General features: G+C 40.4%; 20 protein-coding genes. 7 read left to right on the forward strand and 13 right to left on the reverse strand.

Annotation, left to right across the window (positions count from 1 at the left end; translation table 11 throughout):
* Positions 1–800: 800 nt before the first annotated feature.
* Entirely contained in the window at positions 801–1,124 is a 324-nt protein-coding gene (locus AC3EBE_RS16275) for a PepSY domain-containing protein (RefSeq protein ID WP_488596092.1), read from the forward strand.
* Between the two features lie 64 nt (positions 1,125–1,188).
* Here AC3EBE_RS16275 and AC3EBE_RS16280 read toward each other — a convergent pair whose 3' ends face one another.
* The 5 genes from AC3EBE_RS16280 to AC3EBE_RS16300 are packed head-to-tail and all read right to left on the reverse strand — an operon-like array spanning position 1,189 to position 5,096.
* Positions 1,189–2,322: a bifunctional cystathionine gamma-lyase/homocysteine desulfhydrase gene (locus AC3EBE_RS16280; protein WP_488596093.1), complete on the reverse strand. Its 1,134-nt coding sequence runs from the start codon at positions 2,320–2,322 to the stop codon at positions 1,189–1,191.
* 2 nt (positions 2,323–2,324) lie between these two features.
* Positions 2,325–3,248, reverse strand: coding sequence for a PLP-dependent cysteine synthase family protein (locus AC3EBE_RS16285; RefSeq protein ID WP_488596094.1), 924 nt, complete (start codon positions 3,246–3,248; stop codon positions 2,325–2,327).
* A gap of 13 nt (positions 3,249–3,261) precedes the next feature.
* Positions 3,262–3,729: an S-ribosylhomocysteine lyase gene (locus AC3EBE_RS16290; protein ID WP_488596095.1), complete on the reverse strand. Its 468-nt coding sequence runs from the start codon at positions 3,727–3,729 to the stop codon at positions 3,262–3,264.
* Position 3,730: 1 nt separating this feature from the next.
* Positions 3,731–4,426: a 5'-methylthioadenosine/S-adenosylhomocysteine nucleosidase gene (gene mtnN / locus AC3EBE_RS16295; protein ID WP_488596096.1), complete on the reverse strand. Its 696-nt coding sequence runs from the start codon at positions 4,424–4,426 to the stop codon at positions 3,731–3,733.
* Positions 4,427–4,448: 22 nt separating this feature from the next.
* Positions 4,449–5,096 carry a class I SAM-dependent DNA methyltransferase gene (locus AC3EBE_RS16300; RefSeq protein WP_488596097.1) on the reverse strand — a complete coding sequence of 216 codons (648 nt, stop codon included), beginning with the start codon at positions 5,094–5,096 and terminating at the stop codon, positions 4,449–4,451.
* 211 nt (positions 5,097–5,307) lie between these two features.
* On the opposite strand from AC3EBE_RS16300, the gene AC3EBE_RS16305 reads away from it, so the two are divergent.
* Positions 5,308–5,664 carry a response regulator transcription factor gene (locus AC3EBE_RS16305; RefSeq protein WP_488596098.1) on the forward strand — a complete coding sequence of 119 codons (357 nt, stop codon included), beginning with the start codon at positions 5,308–5,310 and terminating at the stop codon, positions 5,662–5,664.
* Positions 5,665–5,899: 235 nt separating this feature from the next.
* Here the strand turns inward: AC3EBE_RS16305 and AC3EBE_RS16310 are convergent, their stop codons facing one another.
* From AC3EBE_RS16310 to sirA, 3 genes are all read right to left on the reverse strand, one after another.
* On the reverse strand, positions 5,900–7,201 hold the full coding sequence (locus tag AC3EBE_RS16310; protein ID WP_488596099.1) for an MFS transporter: 1,302 nt from the start codon (positions 7,199–7,201) through the stop codon (positions 5,900–5,902).
* Positions 7,202–7,442: 241 nt separating this feature from the next.
* Positions 7,443–7,658: a YneF family protein gene (locus AC3EBE_RS16315; protein WP_488596100.1), complete on the reverse strand. Its 216-nt coding sequence runs from the start codon at positions 7,656–7,658 to the stop codon at positions 7,443–7,445.
* Between the two features lie 178 nt (positions 7,659–7,836).
* On the reverse strand, positions 7,837–8,277 hold the full coding sequence (sirA, locus tag AC3EBE_RS16320) for a sporulation inhibitor of replication protein SirA (RefSeq protein WP_488596101.1): 441 nt from the start codon (positions 8,275–8,277) through the stop codon (positions 7,837–7,839).
* A 267-nt stretch (positions 8,278–8,544) separates the two neighbouring features.
* Between sirA and AC3EBE_RS16325 the strand changes: the two genes are divergently transcribed.
* A complete protein-coding gene (locus AC3EBE_RS16325) occupies positions 8,545–9,180 on the forward strand; it encodes an FMN-dependent NADH-azoreductase (protein WP_488596102.1) in 636 nt (211 codons plus the stop codon).
* Between the two features lie 41 nt (positions 9,181–9,221).
* Here AC3EBE_RS16325 and AC3EBE_RS16330 read toward each other — a convergent pair whose 3' ends face one another.
* The 5 genes from AC3EBE_RS16330 to AC3EBE_RS16350 all read right to left on the reverse strand — a co-directional run bounded on the left by AC3EBE_RS16330 (position 9,222) and on the right by AC3EBE_RS16350 (position 12,944).
* Positions 9,222–9,500, reverse strand: coding sequence for a hypothetical protein (locus AC3EBE_RS16330; protein ID WP_488596103.1), 279 nt, complete (start codon positions 9,498–9,500; stop codon positions 9,222–9,224).
* Positions 9,501–9,791: 291 nt separating this feature from the next.
* Positions 9,792–10,778, reverse strand: coding sequence for a phosphotransferase enzyme family protein (locus tag AC3EBE_RS16335; protein WP_488596104.1), 987 nt, complete (start codon positions 10,776–10,778; stop codon positions 9,792–9,794).
* Positions 10,779–11,040: 262 nt separating this feature from the next.
* On the reverse strand, positions 11,041–11,730 hold the full coding sequence (locus AC3EBE_RS16340) for a lysozyme family protein (protein ID WP_488596105.1): 690 nt from the start codon (positions 11,728–11,730) through the stop codon (positions 11,041–11,043).
* A gap of 93 nt (positions 11,731–11,823) precedes the next feature.
* Entirely contained in the window at positions 11,824–12,570 is a 747-nt protein-coding gene (locus AC3EBE_RS16345; protein WP_488596106.1) for an SDR family NAD(P)-dependent oxidoreductase, read from the reverse strand.
* A gap of 17 nt (positions 12,571–12,587) precedes the next feature.
* Entirely contained in the window at positions 12,588–12,944 is a 357-nt protein-coding gene (locus AC3EBE_RS16350; protein ID WP_488596107.1) for a hypothetical protein, read from the reverse strand.
* 291 nt (positions 12,945–13,235) lie between these two features.
* Between AC3EBE_RS16350 and AC3EBE_RS16355 the strand changes: the two genes are divergently transcribed.
* The 4 genes from AC3EBE_RS16355 to AC3EBE_RS16370 all read left to right on the forward strand — a co-directional run bounded on the left by AC3EBE_RS16355 (position 13,236) and on the right by AC3EBE_RS16370 (position 17,718).
* Positions 13,236–13,931, forward strand: a complete 696-nt coding sequence (locus tag AC3EBE_RS16355; RefSeq protein ID WP_488596108.1) for a response regulator transcription factor — start codon at positions 13,236–13,238, stop codon at positions 13,929–13,931.
* Entirely contained in the window at positions 13,924–14,928 is a 1,005-nt protein-coding gene (locus tag AC3EBE_RS16360) for an ATP-binding protein (RefSeq protein ID WP_488596109.1), read from the forward strand. The genes AC3EBE_RS16355 and AC3EBE_RS16360 overlap by 8 nt, the downstream gene beginning before the upstream one ends.
* 98 nt (positions 14,929–15,026) lie before the next feature.
* Entirely contained in the window at positions 15,027–15,788 is a 762-nt protein-coding gene (locus tag AC3EBE_RS16365; protein ID WP_488596110.1) for an ABC transporter ATP-binding protein, read from the forward strand.
* Positions 15,778–17,718: an FtsX-like permease family protein gene (locus AC3EBE_RS16370; protein ID WP_488596111.1), complete on the forward strand. Its 1,941-nt coding sequence runs from the start codon at positions 15,778–15,780 to the stop codon at positions 17,716–17,718. Before AC3EBE_RS16365 ends, AC3EBE_RS16370 begins: the two co-directional genes overlap by 11 nt.
* The last annotated feature ends 12 nt before the right edge of the window (positions 17,719–17,730 follow it).

Below are 17,730 nucleotides of genomic sequence, written 5' to 3' on the forward strand. Positions count from 1 at the left end.
GCGCTTCGCTTTCCTCTGAAAAATTATGAAAAAGCCCAATTGCCGGCTTTTTCAAGAGCAAATTTTTCTTGGGGCGTGCGGTGAGCCTCCTCGTCGCTTCGCTTCTGCGAGGTAAAATGGCCCCTTTCTTTTCGGGCCATTTCTACCGGGGTCTCACCTGCCCGCTTCATCCCGAAGGAGTCTACGCGCCTGGAACGAAGAGCAACAGGAGTTAAAATCAACATTAAGCTTTAACAGAGCCTATTTTTAAAAGAAGAACCTTATTGCTTTATCCTTATAATTTTTTTCTTACGCGGGTTTGCATTTCAAAAGCTATTAAGACCTTCCAGCACCAAAAATTCCTAGTGGTTGGTCCTTAATGGCTATTAGGACCTTCCCTTCTTAATTTCCAACCAAAGATGGTTCTAATAAAGGCTCTTAAGACCTTCGAACAAAAAAAATCCCTCATGGAAGGTTCTAATGATGGCTATTAGGACCTTCCACCTCTATATTGCTAACCGCAGATGGTTCTAAAAAAGGCTAATAAGACCCTCCAGCACCAAAAATTCATCCTGGAAGATCCTTATAAAGTCTATTAGGACATTCCACCACTAAATTTCTAACCATTGGTGGTCCTTATAAAAGTTACTAAAGTCATTAATCTTCTTGAAGATTCCTTGTTCCTTAAGAAAACCTTCCCGGCTCCACACTTAATCAATTTTGTAAATCCAATCCCTCTAGTTCTACCGACTTAATTTATAATTTAATTGCATATTTCTTCCTGTTATAATGCAAATTAAAAAAGTGAAAGGAGGGTTAATATGAAAAATTTCTCAATAGCTGTGGCAGCTGCATTTTTTATGCTTATGAATTCAGGGATGATTCAAGCAGAGGTGATTAATGAGGGTTCTGGAGAAAGTGCCCAGAATCAGATCACTGAAGTTCAAGCAAAGGAAATCGCCTTAAAAGAAGTTGCTGGTACTGTACATAAAGTTGAATTGGAAACTGAAAACGGGGTCCAAAAATACGAAGTGTATATTAAGGCACCAGATGCTATGTACGAAGTGGAAATTGATGCGAAGACAGGAAAAGTATTGAAGAAAGAAAAAGAAGATGATAACAACAACGACAATGACAATAACTAAAATAGCCATCAGTCTTGTTTGAATCTACAAAAAATCAGCCCCTGATTATCAGGAGCTGATTTTTTTATTGAAGTGCATTCTGCAAATCGTCTATTAAATCCTCGACATCTTCTATGCCTACGGATATTCTGATCAATCCATCGTTAATTCCCAATTCTGCCCGTCTTTCAGCGGGAATGGAAGCATGGGTCATCTTGGCCGGAACAGATATCAAACTTTCCACTGCACCAAGACTTTCAGCAAGGGTGAAGTATTTGACCTTGCTGAGAACTTCAGCTGCTTTTTCAGCACTGCCGACATCGAAGCTTACCATTCCACCAAAACCGTCTGCCTGTGTTTTTGCGATAGCATGCTGTGGATGAGATTCCAGGCCAGGATAATAGACTTTGTCCACTGCTTTGTGGGCAGAAAGGAACTCGACGATTTTCAAAGTATTGGCTTCATGCGCCTCCATTCGAAGTCCTAACGTTTTTATGCCTCTTATGAGCAGCCAGGAATCCTGTGGCCCTAAAATTCCCCCAGTGGAGTTTTGGACAAAGTGTAAGTCATCGGCTAACTTTTCATTATTGACGACAACTAAGCCTGCCACAACATCGCTGTGTCCTCCGAGATATTTGGTGGCTGAATGAAGGACAACATCTGCCCCCAGAGTCAATGGTGTCTGCCAGTAAGGAGTACTGAAGGTATTGTCAACAATCGTCAGCAGCCCATGTTCTTTTGCCAATTGTGCCGCTGACTTAATGTCAGTCACCTTTAACAATGGATTGGTTGGTGTCTCGATATATAAAGCTTTCGTATTTGGCTTGATTGCGTCTTTGATAGCATCAAGGTCTGTAGTATCTACAAAGCTGGATTGTATCCCGATTCTGTTAAGGACCTTGTTCATTATCCGGTAGGTTCCGCCATAGACATCATCATTCAAAATGACATGGTCACCTGAGCTGAAGAGCATCATGACTGCAGTGATCGCAGCCATACCTGACCCAAAGGCAAATCCTCTCTCCCCTTCCTCGAGATCCTTAATCAGCTCCTCCAGCGCAAAACGCGTTGGGTTGCCGGTTCTGGAGTATTCGTAGCCTTTGTGGACTCCAACTTCATCCTGCTTATAGGTGCTAACTTGATAAATAGGGAAAGAAACGGCACCTGTCGTTTTATCTCCAGGTATTCCGCCATGTATCATTTTTGTTTTTCGCTTCATTATTAAATGCCTCCTTCATATATTTTTTTGCTTATATAACGATCGCTTCCATCCGGAAAAACGGTTACGATTTTTGCGCCTTTTGGGGCGCATTCTGCTTCAATCAATGCAGCGTAAAGGGCCGCTCCAGATGAACTGCCCGCCAGGACCCCTTCTTTTCTCGCTAAATCCTTTACGGTTTTAAATGCATCGTGGTCGGAAATGGTATGGATTTTATCAAAGTAAGAAGGATCCATATAGGCAGGAAGGAACTCCATTCCGATTCCTTCTGTTTTATGGGGACCAGGATTGCCTCCATTAAGAATAGAGCCTTCCGGTTCAACGATGACTGTTTTTATGGACTGATTTTGTTCCTTAAGGAATTTCGAAGTGCCCATAAAAGTCCCGCCCGTACCTGCTCCTGCGACAAAGGCGTAAATATCACCCTGCATGTCGTTCCAAATCTCCGGTCCGAGCGTTTTATAGTAGACTTCCGGGTTAGCAGGATTGGAGAATTGGGAGGGGGAATAAGAATTGGATATGGATTTTAGAAGATTGTTCGTCTTTTTGATTGCTCCTTCCATTCCTTCAGAGGTAGGGGTATGGATAATTTCAGCACCTAATGCCTTCATGATCTCTTGTTTTTCAATACTGAATTTTTCAGGAACAACAAAAATGACCTTAAGATTTTGGGAAATGGCTGCTAAGGCAAGGCCGATTCCTGTATTTCCAGCTGTTGGTTCAATAATGGTGCCACCGGCCTGAAGCTTCCCAGTTCGCAATGCTTCATGAATCAATTCCAAACCCAGGCGGTCTTTAATACTCCCGCCCGGATTCAAATATTCCAGTTTGGCAAATATACGAACTTGGTTAGGCAGCTGAAATTGGGTTATCTCCAGCAATGGTGTCTGCCCAATAATTTCATGTATACTGCTGTATACCGCCATCTGATTTCTCTCCTTATTCAGCAAACACCTGGCGCCATTCATCCTTCTTGGCCAGCATCTTTGCTGCTATTTCTTTTGCTCCTTCAAGGCTGTGGCTTGCTGCCCATCCGCATTGAATTTCATTGCAGGCTGGCACCTCATCTGCTTCGAGTACATCCTGTAATGTTTTTTCAAGAACTTCCAGTATATTGTCATAATCGTCATGATTGATCACAGACAAATAGAAGCCAGTCTGGCAGCCCATTGGACTGATATCAACGACTGTGTCATGGTGGTTTCGGATATTTTCAGCCATAAGATGCTCTAGTGAATGCAAACCAGGCATTTCCATATGTTCCTGATTTGGCTGGCAGAAACGGATATCATACTTGTGGATCACATCTCCATTTGCTCCCTTTGTTGTTCCGGCAAGACGGACATAAGGTGCAGCTACCTTTGTATGATCAAGATTGAAGCTTTCAACATTCATTTTTTTCACCATATTATTTCAACTCCTCAAGCATTAGCAGAATAAGTTCTGCAGAATTTTTTGCAGCTGTTTCAAGAAACTGGTCAAAGGAAACATTTGAGTCTTTTCCTGCTATATCGGATAATGACCGGATAATCACAAATGGCACTTCAAATTGATGGGCAACCTGGGCAATCGCTGCCGCTTCCATTTCAGCCGCGTAAAGGTTCGGAAGCTTCGTTCTAATGAATTCCACACGGTCATGATCACTCATGAATGAGTCACCAGAAGCAATCAAGCCTTGCACTACCTGGATTCCATCTATGCTTGCTGCACTTTTTTCAGCAATTGAAACCAATTTTTCATCCGGAATATAATATGCCGGCATTCTTGGAACTTGGCCATATTCATAGCCAAACACTGTTACATCCACATCATGATGGGTGACTGCGGATGAAATCACGACATCCCCAACATTGAGCTCGCTGTGAAAACCTCCAGCAGATCCAGTATTAATAATCAAATCTGGCTGAAATTTATCAATTAGCAATGTCGTTCCCATTGCTGCGTTCACTTTTCCAATTCCAGACTTCAGCAGAACAACTTCTAAACTTTCTATCTTGCCTGAATAAAATTCAGTTCCGGCCAGAATCAAATCTTCCCGGTCTTCAAGTTTACTGCGAAGCAAATCCACTTCTTCATCCATTGCACCGATTATTCCTACACGCATTGCTGCTACACTCCAATCGAATCTATATTTCTCTTTTCTTTTCAGCCTCTATCAGCCATACATACGTATTCATTTTTTCAAAGCTGACATGAAAGCCATTTTCAATAAAAATCTGTTCTAATACTTCAAGGGTTGTGTAATACTCTCTTTGAAGATCCTCGAGCAGTTTTTCATATCCTTGCTCATTAACAATCCTGTGCCGCTCTCGCTTGTCATTCTCATCTTTGAAGGCCGTGTCAGCGAAAACAATTTTACCAGACTCAGTTAGCAAACCAGAATAAAGTCTGATGGCATCGTTTTTTTCCTGATCGGTCAAATGATGAAATGCATATGTGCTGACAACTGAATCGACCTTAGCCGGAAGCTCAGGAAAATTCAGAAAATCCCCATCAATTAACTGGAGATTCAAAAACCTGGCTTTTGTCTTTTCTCTCATGACCTTTGACGGTTCAACCGCGATTACTTCTCTTCCAGCAGCAATCAGCTTTTCAGTCAAGTTTCCGGTGCCTACACCAAATTCAATAACCCTCCCTTTCGATTTATAAGCCACGGCTTCTAATATTCTATCATAATCTTCAAATACTTCTTTGTATTGTTCATCGTTTCCGGATACGGAATCATCATAATTCTCTGCCCAATCATCAAATAAAGGAATAAACTCTCTTCCCATAATGTTCACTCCAATTTTAATTTATATAATTCCTATAAGTATAGTATGAATTAATTTTATATAGGTCACATCTTAGCATGGCTTAAAATTTATTGCAATAAAAAAAGTACTTTTGTACTTTGTGAATCCCTCATCCATCACCGCAGAATAAATCTAAGTTAAACAACCCGAACATAGTGTATACTATTAATTAAAAAAGCAGGGGGAGAAAATGGGGAAGAAAGTTCTGGTTGCCGAGGACGAACTAAGAATAGCCAATTTATTAAAATTATATCTAGAGCGTGACTCGTTTCAAGTCGAACTGACAGCAAACGGAAATGACGCTCTCGATAAAGCGCTTAGCGAACAATATGACTTGATCATATTAGACATACTTATGCCGGGAAAGAATGGTTTCTCTGTACTCGAAGAGCTGAGGAAAACCTCCAATACACCGGTCATCATGCTATCTGCCAAGGGTGAAGCCCAGGACCTGCAGCGCGGGAACGAATTAGGGGCAAATGCCTACATTATGAAGCCCTTCAGTCCCCGGGATGTCCTATCACAAATTAAATCGCTTCTTGATTAATCGCAAAAAAGGCATTGATAATCTACAATGCCTTTTTTACTTTGTTTTTATTTTCTAAAACCAGCCTGCAGGGTAGTGATTACCCCGCCAATAAAGAAAAGTTTTGCATTAGTTGTCCACCTTGCATTCATTAACCTGCTGGATAAGAACTCCTTAACCTTAATTAATCGAAATACTTGACCCTTAATCTTAAAAAAGCCTGGGAAGGATCCCAGGCTTAAATCACATACATTTTTTAAGTACTCTTCTTATGTGTCCAAACAACAAAGGGAATTAACATCAGGGAGAGTATACCTCCTGCGATCGAAAGAAAAGCATAGCTTGAATGTGCGACGACCATCCCCGAAAGGATTCCTCCAGTGGCACCAGATAAAGCAACAAGGACATCGACTGTACCTTGCATTTTCGCCCTGTTTGTTGCATTTGTCGCATCAACAAGCAAAGCAGTTCCGCTGATCAGCCCAAAGTTCCATCCTAATCCCAATAAAATCAAGGCAATGGTCAAGAGCAGCATTGACTCGCCAGGAGCCATTGCAGCCAGTAACCCGGAAGCCAATAGTGTTACTCCAGACGCAATTGCCATTACGGTTCTCCCAATTTTATCGACCAAAATCCCTGTCAATAATGAAGGAAGATACATCGCACCTACGTGGAAACCAATAATCATTCCTACTTCGCTCAACCCGTGACCATGCTTACCCATATGCACGGGGGTCATAGTCATGATCGCAACCATGACCAGCTGTGTCAGGACCATGACAAGGGCCGCGACAGCAATCCCTTTTTTATTTGCCACTGTATTTTCAATGCTGTTAGCTGCGTTAATATTACCTGAATTTCTCTCTGCAATGGCAATTGCCCTTGCGACAACATATGGATCAGGCCGCAGGAAAAATAACAGCACCAGGCCTGCTGCCAGATAAGCGGCCGCCGCCAGAAAAAATGGGCCGGCAAGCGGAGGGACTCCAAAAGCACGTGCAAACTCCCCCATCACTTCAATCAGATTCGGGCCTGCTACAGCGCCGAAGGTTGTAGAGACCATTGCAATACTGACCGCAGTTGCCCGCTGCTTCGCGTCAGCAAGGTCGGTCCCTGCGTATCGAGCCTGTAAATTTGTCGCACTTCCTGCACCGTAGATTAGCAAGGAAGCGAACAGCAGATAGAAATTATTAGTAACTGCAGCAATTATGACCCCTATTGCTCCTAGTCCACCAGCCAAAAAACCTGATGCCAATCCAGTGCGCCTGCCCCATCTTTGAGAAAGCCGTCCAACAATAAGTGCTGCTCCCGCTGACCCCAAGGTAAACAAAGCCGTTGGCAGACCGGCAGCGCTATCTCCGCCCAGCATATCTTTCGCCAGGAGCGCACCAACTGTAATGCCTGCAGCCAGCCCGGCACCGCCAAAGATCTGAGATAATACTACAACAAATAATGTTCTTTTATATAAGGCTGTTCTTTTTTCAATTGAGTCAATATATCCCTGTACCCATTCAGGGCCAACCTTTTGTGCTGCATCTTCCCCAACCCTATTCCCCATTTTCCACTCCCCGTTCCTGCCTGCTTAATGGTTAATTCCAGCTTCAAACCGGTAAACAGATAATACCATAATACGTATTAACTGAACATGAAATAAAAAATTATGTTGTCTTTGTTTTTAGCTAAAGGGTAATCAGATACACCAATTTTCCATTCGGACTTTGATTAAACCTCTGAAAACAAGCTATTCTGCTCCCAGAAATGAAAAAGCACCCATCCCCAGGATGAGTGCTTGTCCTCTATTATTTACCTGTCTGCTTGTTCATAGCTGACATCATTTGATTGATTTTCTTCTGGGATGGTTTCATTCCCATTTGCATCATCATCATTTTTAGCATTTGTTCATTGATTGGCGGATTTTTCTTAAGGTAGCTCTCCATGTATTTACGAGCAATGAAAAATCCTAGTGCTACACCGACAATCAGTGTCAGTATACCGACTAGAATATAAGTCCACATAAAAACTTCCTCCTTCAAGTTGTCTAACATACAGTGTACTAAACCATCAGCTATTATACAATATCTGCTGATTTTTTTCTCTATTATTTAACCTATTTTCCGCAAACTTTTCGATTATTATCATGAAAAGAATGACCAAAAATTATTTCTGGCCATTTTAAGTCCGAATTTAACTATACTAAACATACTTCCTCTCTTTAATAGGCTTTAACCAACCATATTTACTTGATTGCAGGTCGATTGCCAGGAATGAGCTTTCACACTTTCGCAGGATTTCAAAAAAAATCGTTTCCGCATCTACCTGACCCTGGGAGTCAATTTCTAGCCATCTTTCATTCACCCTTAATATAGCCGTAGTCGATGTTTTCTTATTCTCGTAAACGTATTTTCCATCCTCAATCTTAAATCCTTTCGTTTTGGAAAGCTGTTGATGCAACAGCTGGTGGATTCGCAGAACAGGAATTGGCTTTGTAACAAACTCTACCTGTTTAGATATAATTGATTTCAAGTCACCATTTGCTTTGCTGTATTCTAAAAATAACTGATAAAACATCCGTTCTCTTCCGAAATAATGGGAGGCAAATTCATCTTCGATTAAATAAAGCTGATAGGATCTCAATTTGATCCCCTCCTCTGCAGACAAGCTTTTGTCTTAATTATAGGAAAACACTCAGTCTTCGTTTGTCTAATGATGCTGCAAAAGTCCACTAATTATGTCGAATTCAAAACTTTCTTACTTTTCATTATAAATATCTTCCAATTGAAAGTCACGAGTTAAGAGAATGATTCTATATGGTTGGTAAATATTTCAGAAAACAGGCATACTTTTTCTATTTCTGGGGAATATAACATTGTTAATCAGATAGAGAAAGGATGAAAAGAAAGAATGGCTACTGTACTATATATTACTGCGAACCCAAAATCAGTTGACGAATCCTTCAGTTTGTCAGTTGGCGAGGAATTCATCAAAGCTTATCGTGAAAATAATCCAAACGATGAGGTCATTCGACTTGACCTTTACAAAATGGATGTTCCATATATCGATACAGATGTATTCAGCGGCTGGGGAAAACTTCAGCAGGGAACAGCATTCGATCAGCTGAACGATGATGAAAAACACAAGGTTAGCGCGATAAATCAGCTAACAGAACAGTTTATTGCCGGTGACAAATACATTTTCGCCACGCCACTTTGGAATTTCATCTTCCCTCCAAAGCTGAAAATGTACATCGATAATATCGCTATCGCGGGTAAGACCTTCAAATATACAGCAGAAGGACCTGTCGGCTTGCTCAATGGAAAAAAAGCTCTCCATATTCAGGCACGCGGCGGCATTTATTCTGAAGGACCTGCCAAGGATCTGGAATTTGGCGACCGTTACTTGCGTGCGGTTTTGGCTTTTATGGGAGTTACAGATGTTGAGACAATCGCCATTGAAGGTATGGCTGCAATGCCAGACAAGGCACAAGAGATTAAGCAACAAGCGATCCAGCGTGCAAACGAATTTGCCAAGCAATTTTAAGTAAAAGAAAAAAAGCCTGCATCCAGGCTTTTTTTCTTTTCTTATCGATTAATCCCATCAAGAGGAATATCCTTGCGGTGATCAAAAGTGAAAACAGCACCCTCAGCCTTTGCTTGCTCTTCAGCTGCTCCACCTTGCTGATTCGTTTGGTTACTAATCGCACCTTCAAGCGGAATATCTTTTCCATATTCAAACATCATATACACCTCCTGCAATTTAGTATAGGTATTTATTACTAATATATTTACCATCTCAATACTTTTTTCCTGCTTTTTTTTAAGTATTCCATCATTATTTACGTTATAACCTTTATGTAACAATTATTAGTGAAAATCCTGCTAGTGACTTTTTTCTTATGGCCTCCATAAGAGATATTCACGGGTTATCTGTACTCAGATTGTTATTAAGTTACTTAAAAAAAACCTTTCATCTGGAAAATCCGGCCTGGGATTGTTCTAATGGTCTTTATTAAAACCATTCATACGAAAAAGCCTTTCTCGCATTGTTGTAATGTCTCCCATTAGAACCACTCAAACAGAAAATCAGGATCTGATTGTCTTATCGCAATAAAAAGAAACACCCGAATAATTCTGGTGTTCCATGTATTTCTGTTATTGTTGCAATGAATGACGGTAATTTTCATTGTATGCCTCAAGCTTGCTCCGTAAATTGGTTAACGACTCTGGCAATGCTTCTGTCACCGGAACGTCCAAAGTCTCAATCAGCCCCGTAAATGTCAGCAAATTATGAAGCCTGATAAACATTGGAAGCTCTTTTACCATATTAGAGGTTAATGGGAATTCGCTCTGGTAGCCATTAATAAACTCAACAACCTTTGGGTTCGTCAAATCGGTTTCTGTTTTTAAAAGATCGCGAAGAGCAAATGCAATATCGGCTGCATACCAGTGTGTCATGCAGTCATCAAAATCCAATATTCCAATCTCCCCATTCAGCCAGCGCTGATTGTCCAATTCAAAATCATAATGGATCAGCCCGAAATTTTCTTCGGTTATCTCCAAGTTCTCCATCCAATCCTGAAGCACTGTTAATTCACTTCTGGCAGCAGTTTCGCTCAAAGATAAAGATTTTTTTGCCCATGATAGCTGGTCTCTATAGGTGATCCGCTCTGTTTTTATATCCGCAGGCAGCAATTTAAAAATGTTATGCAGCTTTCCAAGCTCTTTGCCCCATTGGTAAAAGCCGTTCAACCCTAAATCTTCAACTTCAAATTGCTTACCTGGAAGTGCCTCAAAAACCACAGAATAAAAGGTGCCTGCCGATGTCTCTGTCACTTCAATCAGATTGCCATCTCTAGAAGCCACAGGGAGCGAGACCTTTAGAGGTTCATTTCGTAAGGATTCAAGAATTTGCACTTCACTTTCCAGGTGAGCCATGCTTTTTTCTTTTGCGTCGGTGAATCTAAGAAAATAGTTTTCCCCTTCTCTTTTAAAAATAAACAAGAAATTGGCGCTTGCCCTGAAATAGTAGACCGAGCCGGGATCATAACCCCATTTTTCCAGAATGGTTTCTGCAAGGGGACTTCTCCAATTTCCATCGATTGTTTGTAATACATTATTCATTGAGCTTAACTTCATCATTTCCTTTTCCTCCAGTTCATTTGATAAAAATAGACCTGGATTTAATGTTGCACTGCATAAAAAAGCCATGAGATTATAAAAAACCTCATGGCCATGTCATGTGAATGCAAAACAATTTTTGCACTTAGTTCTCCGTATGAGCGAGTGACATACATTTAATTTCCGAGGTTATTTTTATTGATTTATGCATTACGTCAACTCACTCCCTTCTAATTGATAAGCTGATTATAAATTCTGTCCGCTGGAAAAGTCAACCAATATTTCAGAACGAACTCTTTGTCGTTCCTTCTTGCTGCATTGTTACAGTAATTGTTTCAATATGTTTAGCAACCTTGGTGCTGTAGGTGAAATCACCATAGCAATAAGGATAGCGAAAATTATTTTCATCTCCGCCGCAATTATAGGTTTGTGGGTTTTTCTCGACCTGGATCATCGAGTATTTCTTTGCCAGCTCCTCACTATGCTTGCCGCCATTCCTTGAAATGAAATCTATATAGCCAAGTCCCATATTATAAGCTTGAATAACGGTCGGAAAATCTACCTGTTTTTGGTTACCGTACTGAACTGCCCGTTGAAAATGCTTTACTCCTTGCTGGATGCTTTTTTCAGGGTCCTGTATCGTATTTGGGGCAAGACCGGCCGATTCTGAGGCCTGCATTGGATCGCCGCCCTTCCCTTTGCTTTCCTGCATCATAAGGGCGGCAACTGTAACAGTATGCTCTGCCAGCCCGACTTTTTGGAGTTCCTGCTCGATGAATGGAGTGTACTGGGCAACCGCCCCGATTGAAGGGCCAGGAACAAAATTGATTTTTGAAAAGTCTTGTTTCCAGGAATCTAGAAATCTATCAAACAAAAAAAAGCCTATGAATACTGTAATCAGCAGCATGATGATATTAAAGTTTCTCTGGATTTGCTTTTTCCTTTTGGGTCTCTTTTTATTGAATTTCATCATTACTCTCCCATTTTCCGTGCTGTCTTTCTCTATTTTATAAAAATATGCAGACAAAAAACAAGAGAGCCACCTATATAAGCAGCTCCCTATTTTCTATTCTTCATAAATCATTTTTCTCGTCATGCCTCCATCAATAATTAAATTTTGGCCATTGATGAAATCATTATCCTGATCAGATAAGTACATGCATGCTTTTGCAATGTCTTCAGGTTTCCCCACCCTGTTCGACCAGTGCTGGATGTGGTCCTTTTCCCGCAGTTGATCATAATCCTCTGTCTGGATCCATCCTGGACTGATACAGTTCACTGTAATCCCTTTTTCTTGCAATGAAGCTGCCAGTGCATGGGTCAGTGCAACAATTCCTCCCTTTGAAGAGGCATATGCTTCAGAGTTGGGTTCAGACATTGTGGCCCTTGTGGAAGCGATGTTGATGATTCGTCCCCCTTGATCCATCCTTTTGGCAGCTTCCCTGGAACCTATGAACACACTCCTCAGATTCGTAAAGACAACGTCTTCCCATTCAGCTGTTGTTAATTCAAATAACGGTTTAAATCTGGAGACACCCGCATTATTAATCAGGATATCAATTTTACCGAATTCCCGCATAACCTGCTCCAGCATGTTGATAATATCCTCTTCAATCCGAACATCCGTTTTATAGAAGTAAGCCTTTCCGCCCTGTTCCCTAATTTGCTTAACAGCCTTCTCACCGTCTTCCTCGGCCTTATCTGCTATGCACACTATGGCTCCTCGCTTACCAAATGCAGAGGCTATGCCCTTTCCAATTCCATTGGAGCCCCCAGTAACTATAACTGTTTTCCCTTCAAAATTCTTAATCACACTCTCTCACCCTTCCATCAATCTAAAGACTCTGCGATTTTCACTAGTAAATCAGTTCCCTGTTGGCTCATTCTTTTATCGATACTTAAAATATACTGCAAATTGTCTCTTTCAAAAACAAGCACATTAAATCCCGGTACCCTTATGAATGTTCCATTTTGGCCCTCTGTTAATTCTACTGTCTTGAGCACTTGGTTTGCTGGTACTTTTATCTTTGAGATATTGGGCCGTATATCTATTTTATAGTGATTCTCAGGGAATCGTTCAGATACAAATGTCACTTCAAGATTATCATTTGCATTTCCTTCAAAATCATTGAACCTTGCAAAACAATGTGTAAACTCACCTGGCGGAAGTCTGGTCGGAAGATTCACAGCTGCAGAAAAATAATTTTCAAATTCCCTTACAGCCTTAGTAACTGTTTGATACCCTATTTCACGATAGATATTCTAAGTAGGTGTGGCTGTTTGCTTGTGTTTCCATACCAAAAGAGGACAGGAACATGCAAAGCAATATACTTTTTATACCCATTGGCTATCACCTTCATTATTGTTTTACCCATAGCTTACCCGAAGGCTGTTCAATCATGAAAGGAAACAGCTAGCCTATAGAAAATTTTTCCTTTACAATGACTCTAGAGAAACTTAAAAGTGTGGTGCATTGTATTGTTTAAGATTTTACTCGTAGAAGATGACGCTTCTTTATTTAATGAAGTAAAAGCACGGCTTACTCAGTGGTCATATGAAGTATCCGGAATTTCCGATTTTTCCAAGGTCATGCAGGCATATACTGCTATAGAACCTGATTTAGTGATTATAGATATACAGCTGCCCATGTTTGATGGCTTTCATTTGTGCAGGATGATCCGGTCACACTCAAATGTCCCTATCATTTTCCTTTCTTCTAGGGATCATCCTACTGATATGGTCATGTCCATGCAGCTAGGTGCAGATGACTTTGTTCAAAAGCCCTTCCATTTTGAGGTACTTATTGCAAAAATACAGGCCATATTGCGGCGCGTTTATAATTATAATTCTACTCTCAGCAAACTGAAGACTTGGGGCAGTGCGACCATTGATTATGATAAAAATACTGTGTCTAATGAGGCTGGGACGGTTGAACTGACCAAAAATGAAATCCTGATCCTCAAGTTACTTATAGAAAAAAAGAATCAAATTGTCACCCGCGATGAGATAATTAATAGCTTATGGGATGACAAACGATTCATAAGCGATAATACTCTGACAGTCAATGTGAATAGATTGCGCAAAAAATTGGATGAGCTAGGGATTGGCAGCAAAATCAGCACAAAAGTCGGACAAGGCTACCTTGCAATGGATGAGGAGAAAAGTAATGCTTAAGCTATATATAAAAGAACGCAGCAGCTGGATTCTTCTTTTTATCACCCTGCAGGGACTCGTTGTATTCCTGACATACATTGACCCCTCCATTGCAGCTGCATCCATGTTCTACTATGTTTTTCTCTCATTTATTATTTTTATCTTATTCTTTATCTTTCGCTACCAGAAGGAGACAAGATACTATCACGGAATGAAGGAGCTGGATGAGGATTTGGACCTTTCCCGCCTCCCCACGCCTGCCAGTCCTTTTGAGCAATTAGTTTCAGATAGTCTAATCCTCCAGACTCTAAACTTAAAGAAAACGGCTGAAGAAGCTGAGCTTGCTCTTGAACAGGAGAAGGATGACCTCTTAGCCTGGATACATGAAGTAAAAACTCCCCTGTCTGCGCTTCATTTAATGTTCGACCGTATTGAAGATCCTTTATTGAAAAAAGAATTAAGCTATGAATGGCTGCGCATCCATTTGCTGCTAGACCAGCAGCTGCATCAAAGGAAAATTCCTTTCATGGAAAAGGATATTTATATTGAAGAAGTTAATCTTGAAGAGCTGATTTACGCTGAAATTAAAAACCTTCAGTCATGGTGCATTCAAAAAGGAATCGGCCTTGAGGTAGATTTGGATATTCCTGTAGTGCTAACTGATGTGAAATGGCTGGCATTTATTATCAGGCAGCTGCTGACAAACGCCGTCAAATACAGTTCAGAATCTGATATTTTAGTAAAAACCTATATCAGGAGTGATATGACAATTCTTGAAGTCAAAGACAACGGCCGGGGAATATCTCCAAGAGACCTTCCTCGTATATTTGAGAAAGGATTTACTTCGACAGATTTCCACAATGATAAAGCGGCAACAGGCATGGGGCTTTATCTGGCAAAGAAGGCTGCCGGTTCACTTCATATTAAAATGGAAGTTAAATCAGCATTAGGGAAAGGAACTTCCTTTACTCTTACCTTTCCACAACGGAATGAATTTGTCAGGATAACAGGCATGTGACAAAAATGTCACATGCTTTTATTGATTGTTCGCTGAATCGAAGGAAGAATTGCCTCAGCCTTTTTATAATGAGGATATAACAGAAAGGATGTGCTGAAATGGTCATTTTGGAGGCTCAAAAATTACACAAAACATACGGAAATAAATTCAATAAGCAAGAAGTATTGAAAGGTTTGGATTTAAAAATCGCCAAAGGCGAATTCGTGAGTATCATGGGGGCGTCTGGCTCAGGAAAAACCACCCTATTAAATGTTCTTTCTTCCATAGATCGAGTGAGCGGCGGATCGATAAAAATTGAAGGAAATGAAATAACAAATATGAAGGAAAAACAGCTTGCTGAATTCAGGAAGCATCATCTTGGCTTTATCTTTCAGGAGTACAATCTTCTTGATACCTTAACGGTTAAAGAAAATATCCTGTTGCCCTTATCTGTTAGCAAAACCCCGAAAAAAGAGGCCGACCATAAATTTTCATCCGTAGCTGAGGACCTTGGCATTCTGGAAATAAAGGATAAATATCCTAATGAGATATCTGGCGGTCAAAAGCAGCGTACGTCTGCTGCCAGGGCATTTATTCACGAGCCAAGCATTATATTTGCTGATGAGCCAACAGGAGCGCTCGATTCAAAATCAGCATCCGACCTGCTGAATAAACTGAGTGAACTGAATATGAAAAGGAAAGCAACCATTGCGATGGTCACACATGACCCTGTTGCAGCAAGCTTTGGCAGCAGAGTGATTTTTATTAAGGATGGTCAGATCTATATGGAGCTGAACAAAGGTGAACAAGGAAGACAAGCATTTTTCAAAGATATCATGAAAACCCAGAGTGTATTGGGCGGTGTCCAAAATGAGTACTAATCACCTTATGCTCCGAAATCTTAAAAAGAATATAAAGAATTATTACCTATATGTGTTTGCGCTGATTTTCAGTGTTGCGCTATATTTCGCCTTCGTCACTTTACAGTACGATCCAGCTCTGGATGAAACGATGGGTTCAATTAAAGGTGCAGCTTCTATAAGAGCAGCTTCTATTTTACTCATAGGCATTGTTACGATTTTCCTGATCTATGCCAATAATATTTTTATAAAAAGAAGAAGCAGGGAAATCGGATTATTCCAGCTTGTAGGACTGACAAAGGGTAAAATCTTTCAAATCTTGTCTGCAGAAAACTTTATCCTCTATTACAGTTCATTAATGGCTGGTGTATTCCTTGGCTTTGCCTTTTCGAAGCTCATTATCATGATCCTTTTTAAAATAACTCAGGTAGAGGGCCTTGTTGCTCTCCACTTTTCGGACCGAGCCTTTATCCAGACAGTTGGTGTCTTCACTTTTATTTATCTGCTTATCATGGTTACCAATTATACCTTCATAAAAAGACAGAGTATTTTATCTTTGTTCCGGGTTATCTCGGTTGCTGAAGGAAGGGTTAAAAAGTTATCAATTTTGGAAATTCTGATTGGGATTTTTGGCATCGCTTTGATTGTGACTGGCTATTATGTGTCGTCACTGCTGTTTGAAGGGGATTTTACCACAGTTAATGAGCTGTTCCTGGCGATGACTTTCATTCTCGGCTCCGTCATTCTCGGTACTTATCTTTTATATAAAGGATCAGTCAGTTTTGTTGCTAATTTGATCAGGAAGAAGAAAGATGGGTATTTGAATATCAATGAAGTTTTATCATTATCATCAATTATGTTCAGGATGAAATCAAATGCTTTATTGCTGACAATTATCACGACGATATCTGCTTTGGCAATCGGGTTGCTGTCACTAAGCTATATATCATATTATTCTGCTGAGAAGATGGCAAAAAATAATGTCCCGGCACATTTTACTTTTGTTGATGAGCACACTGCAGATGGTTTTAAAGATAAGCTAGCATCTGAGGATATTAGCTTTAATGAAACAAAAATAGAAGTTTATCAGGCGATGATAAATGCTGAAAAAATTATAGGGCTGAAGGTCGAAGGATACACCCAGGATCCTCGTTCTATGAGCGTCTCTGTTATAAGTGAAAAATCAATTGATGGAATCTCGGTCAACAAAAATGAAGCGTACTTGACAGGCTATAGCGACATAATGATGAAGTTCATTTCAATGAAGGATACCGGACCTATTGAGTTAATTGGAAAAACTGAAAGACTTCCCCTGCAATATCTCGGCATGAAAAAAGAATACCCGGTTTCTAAATATTTTGGAAGCTCCCCTGTCGCAGTCATTGACACTGCTGTATTCGAAAAGTTCAAAGGGGATCAAGATTCATCTTTACAGTTAAGATCCTCACTATATATAGGCATTGATATAAAGGAAGTAAATAAACTGGGAAAAGCAAATGAGATTTTTAAGGTCATGAAATTAGCTGAACAGGAAGGAACCAGCTCCAGACTTGATCTTGCAAATGATCAAAAAAAGCAGATGGGTCTTATTATGTTCATCGTAGGCTTCCTAGGATTAACATTCCTTGTCACTTCTGGATGCGTTTTGTATTTTAAACAAATGGATCAAAGTGAGGATGAAAAGCCACAGTATACTATTTTACGAAAGCTCGGGTTTACCCAGGGAGATATACTCAAAGGAATTCAGGCCAAGCAAGCGTTCAATTTCGGTATTCCTTTACTGATTGGCTTGTCACACAGCTATTTTGCGGTGAAATCAGGGTGGTTTTTCTTCGGAACAGAATTATGGTGGCCGATGTTCATCGTTATGGCGGTTTATACTGCTCTTTACTCCATTTTTGGATTTTTATCAGTACTTTACTCAAGAAACGTCATTCGGGATGCACTGTAACTCTTTTTATAA

The sequence above is a fragment of the Mesobacillus sp. genome (genome assembly GCF_057785455.1).

Bases quoted from the DNA above. Each gene is read 5' to 3' on its own strand.
- AC3EBE_RS16290 (WP_488596095.1), bottom strand. From the start codon at position 3,729: ATGGTGAAAAAAATGAATGTTGAAAGCTTCAATCTTGATCATACAAAG.
- AC3EBE_RS16285 (WP_488596094.1), bottom strand. From the start codon at position 3,248: ATGGCGGTATACAGCAGTATACATGAAATTATTGGGCAGACACCATTG.
- AC3EBE_RS16340 (WP_488596105.1), bottom strand. From the start codon at position 11,730: ATGATGAAATTCAATAAAAAGAGACCCAAAAGGAAAAAGCAAATCCAG.
- AC3EBE_RS16305 (WP_488596098.1), top strand. From the start codon at position 5,308: ATGGGGAAGAAAGTTCTGGTTGCCGAGGACGAACTAAGAATAGCCAAT.
- AC3EBE_RS16310 (WP_488596099.1), bottom strand. From the start codon at position 7,201: ATGGGGAATAGGGTTGGGGAAGATGCAGCACAAAAGGTTGGCCCTGAA.
- AC3EBE_RS16325 (WP_488596102.1), top strand. From the start codon at position 8,545: ATGGCTACTGTACTATATATTACTGCGAACCCAAAATCAGTTGACGAA.
- AC3EBE_RS16300 (WP_488596097.1), bottom strand. From the start codon at position 5,096: ATGGGAAGAGAGTTTATTCCTTTATTTGATGATTGGGCAGAGAATTAT.
- AC3EBE_RS16280 (WP_488596093.1), bottom strand. From the start codon at position 2,322: ATGAAGCGAAAAACAAAAATGATACATGGCGGAATACCTGGAGATAAA.
- AC3EBE_RS16360 (WP_488596109.1), top strand. From the start codon at position 13,924: ATGCTTAAGCTATATATAAAAGAACGCAGCAGCTGGATTCTTCTTTTT.
- AC3EBE_RS16370 (WP_488596111.1), top strand. From the start codon at position 15,778: ATGAGTACTAATCACCTTATGCTCCGAAATCTTAAAAAGAATATAAAG.
- AC3EBE_RS16365 (WP_488596110.1), top strand. From the start codon at position 15,027: ATGGTCATTTTGGAGGCTCAAAAATTACACAAAACATACGGAAATAAA.
- mtnN (WP_488596096.1), bottom strand. From the start codon at position 4,426: ATGCGTGTAGGAATAATCGGTGCAATGGATGAAGAAGTGGATTTGCTT.
- AC3EBE_RS16315 (WP_488596100.1), bottom strand. From the start codon at position 7,658: ATGTGGACTTATATTCTAGTCGGTATACTGACACTGATTGTCGGTGTA.
- AC3EBE_RS16335 (WP_488596104.1), bottom strand. From the start codon at position 10,778: ATGATGAAGTTAAGCTCAATGAATAATGTATTACAAACAATCGATGGA.
- AC3EBE_RS16275 (WP_488596092.1), top strand. From the start codon at position 801: ATGAAAAATTTCTCAATAGCTGTGGCAGCTGCATTTTTTATGCTTATG.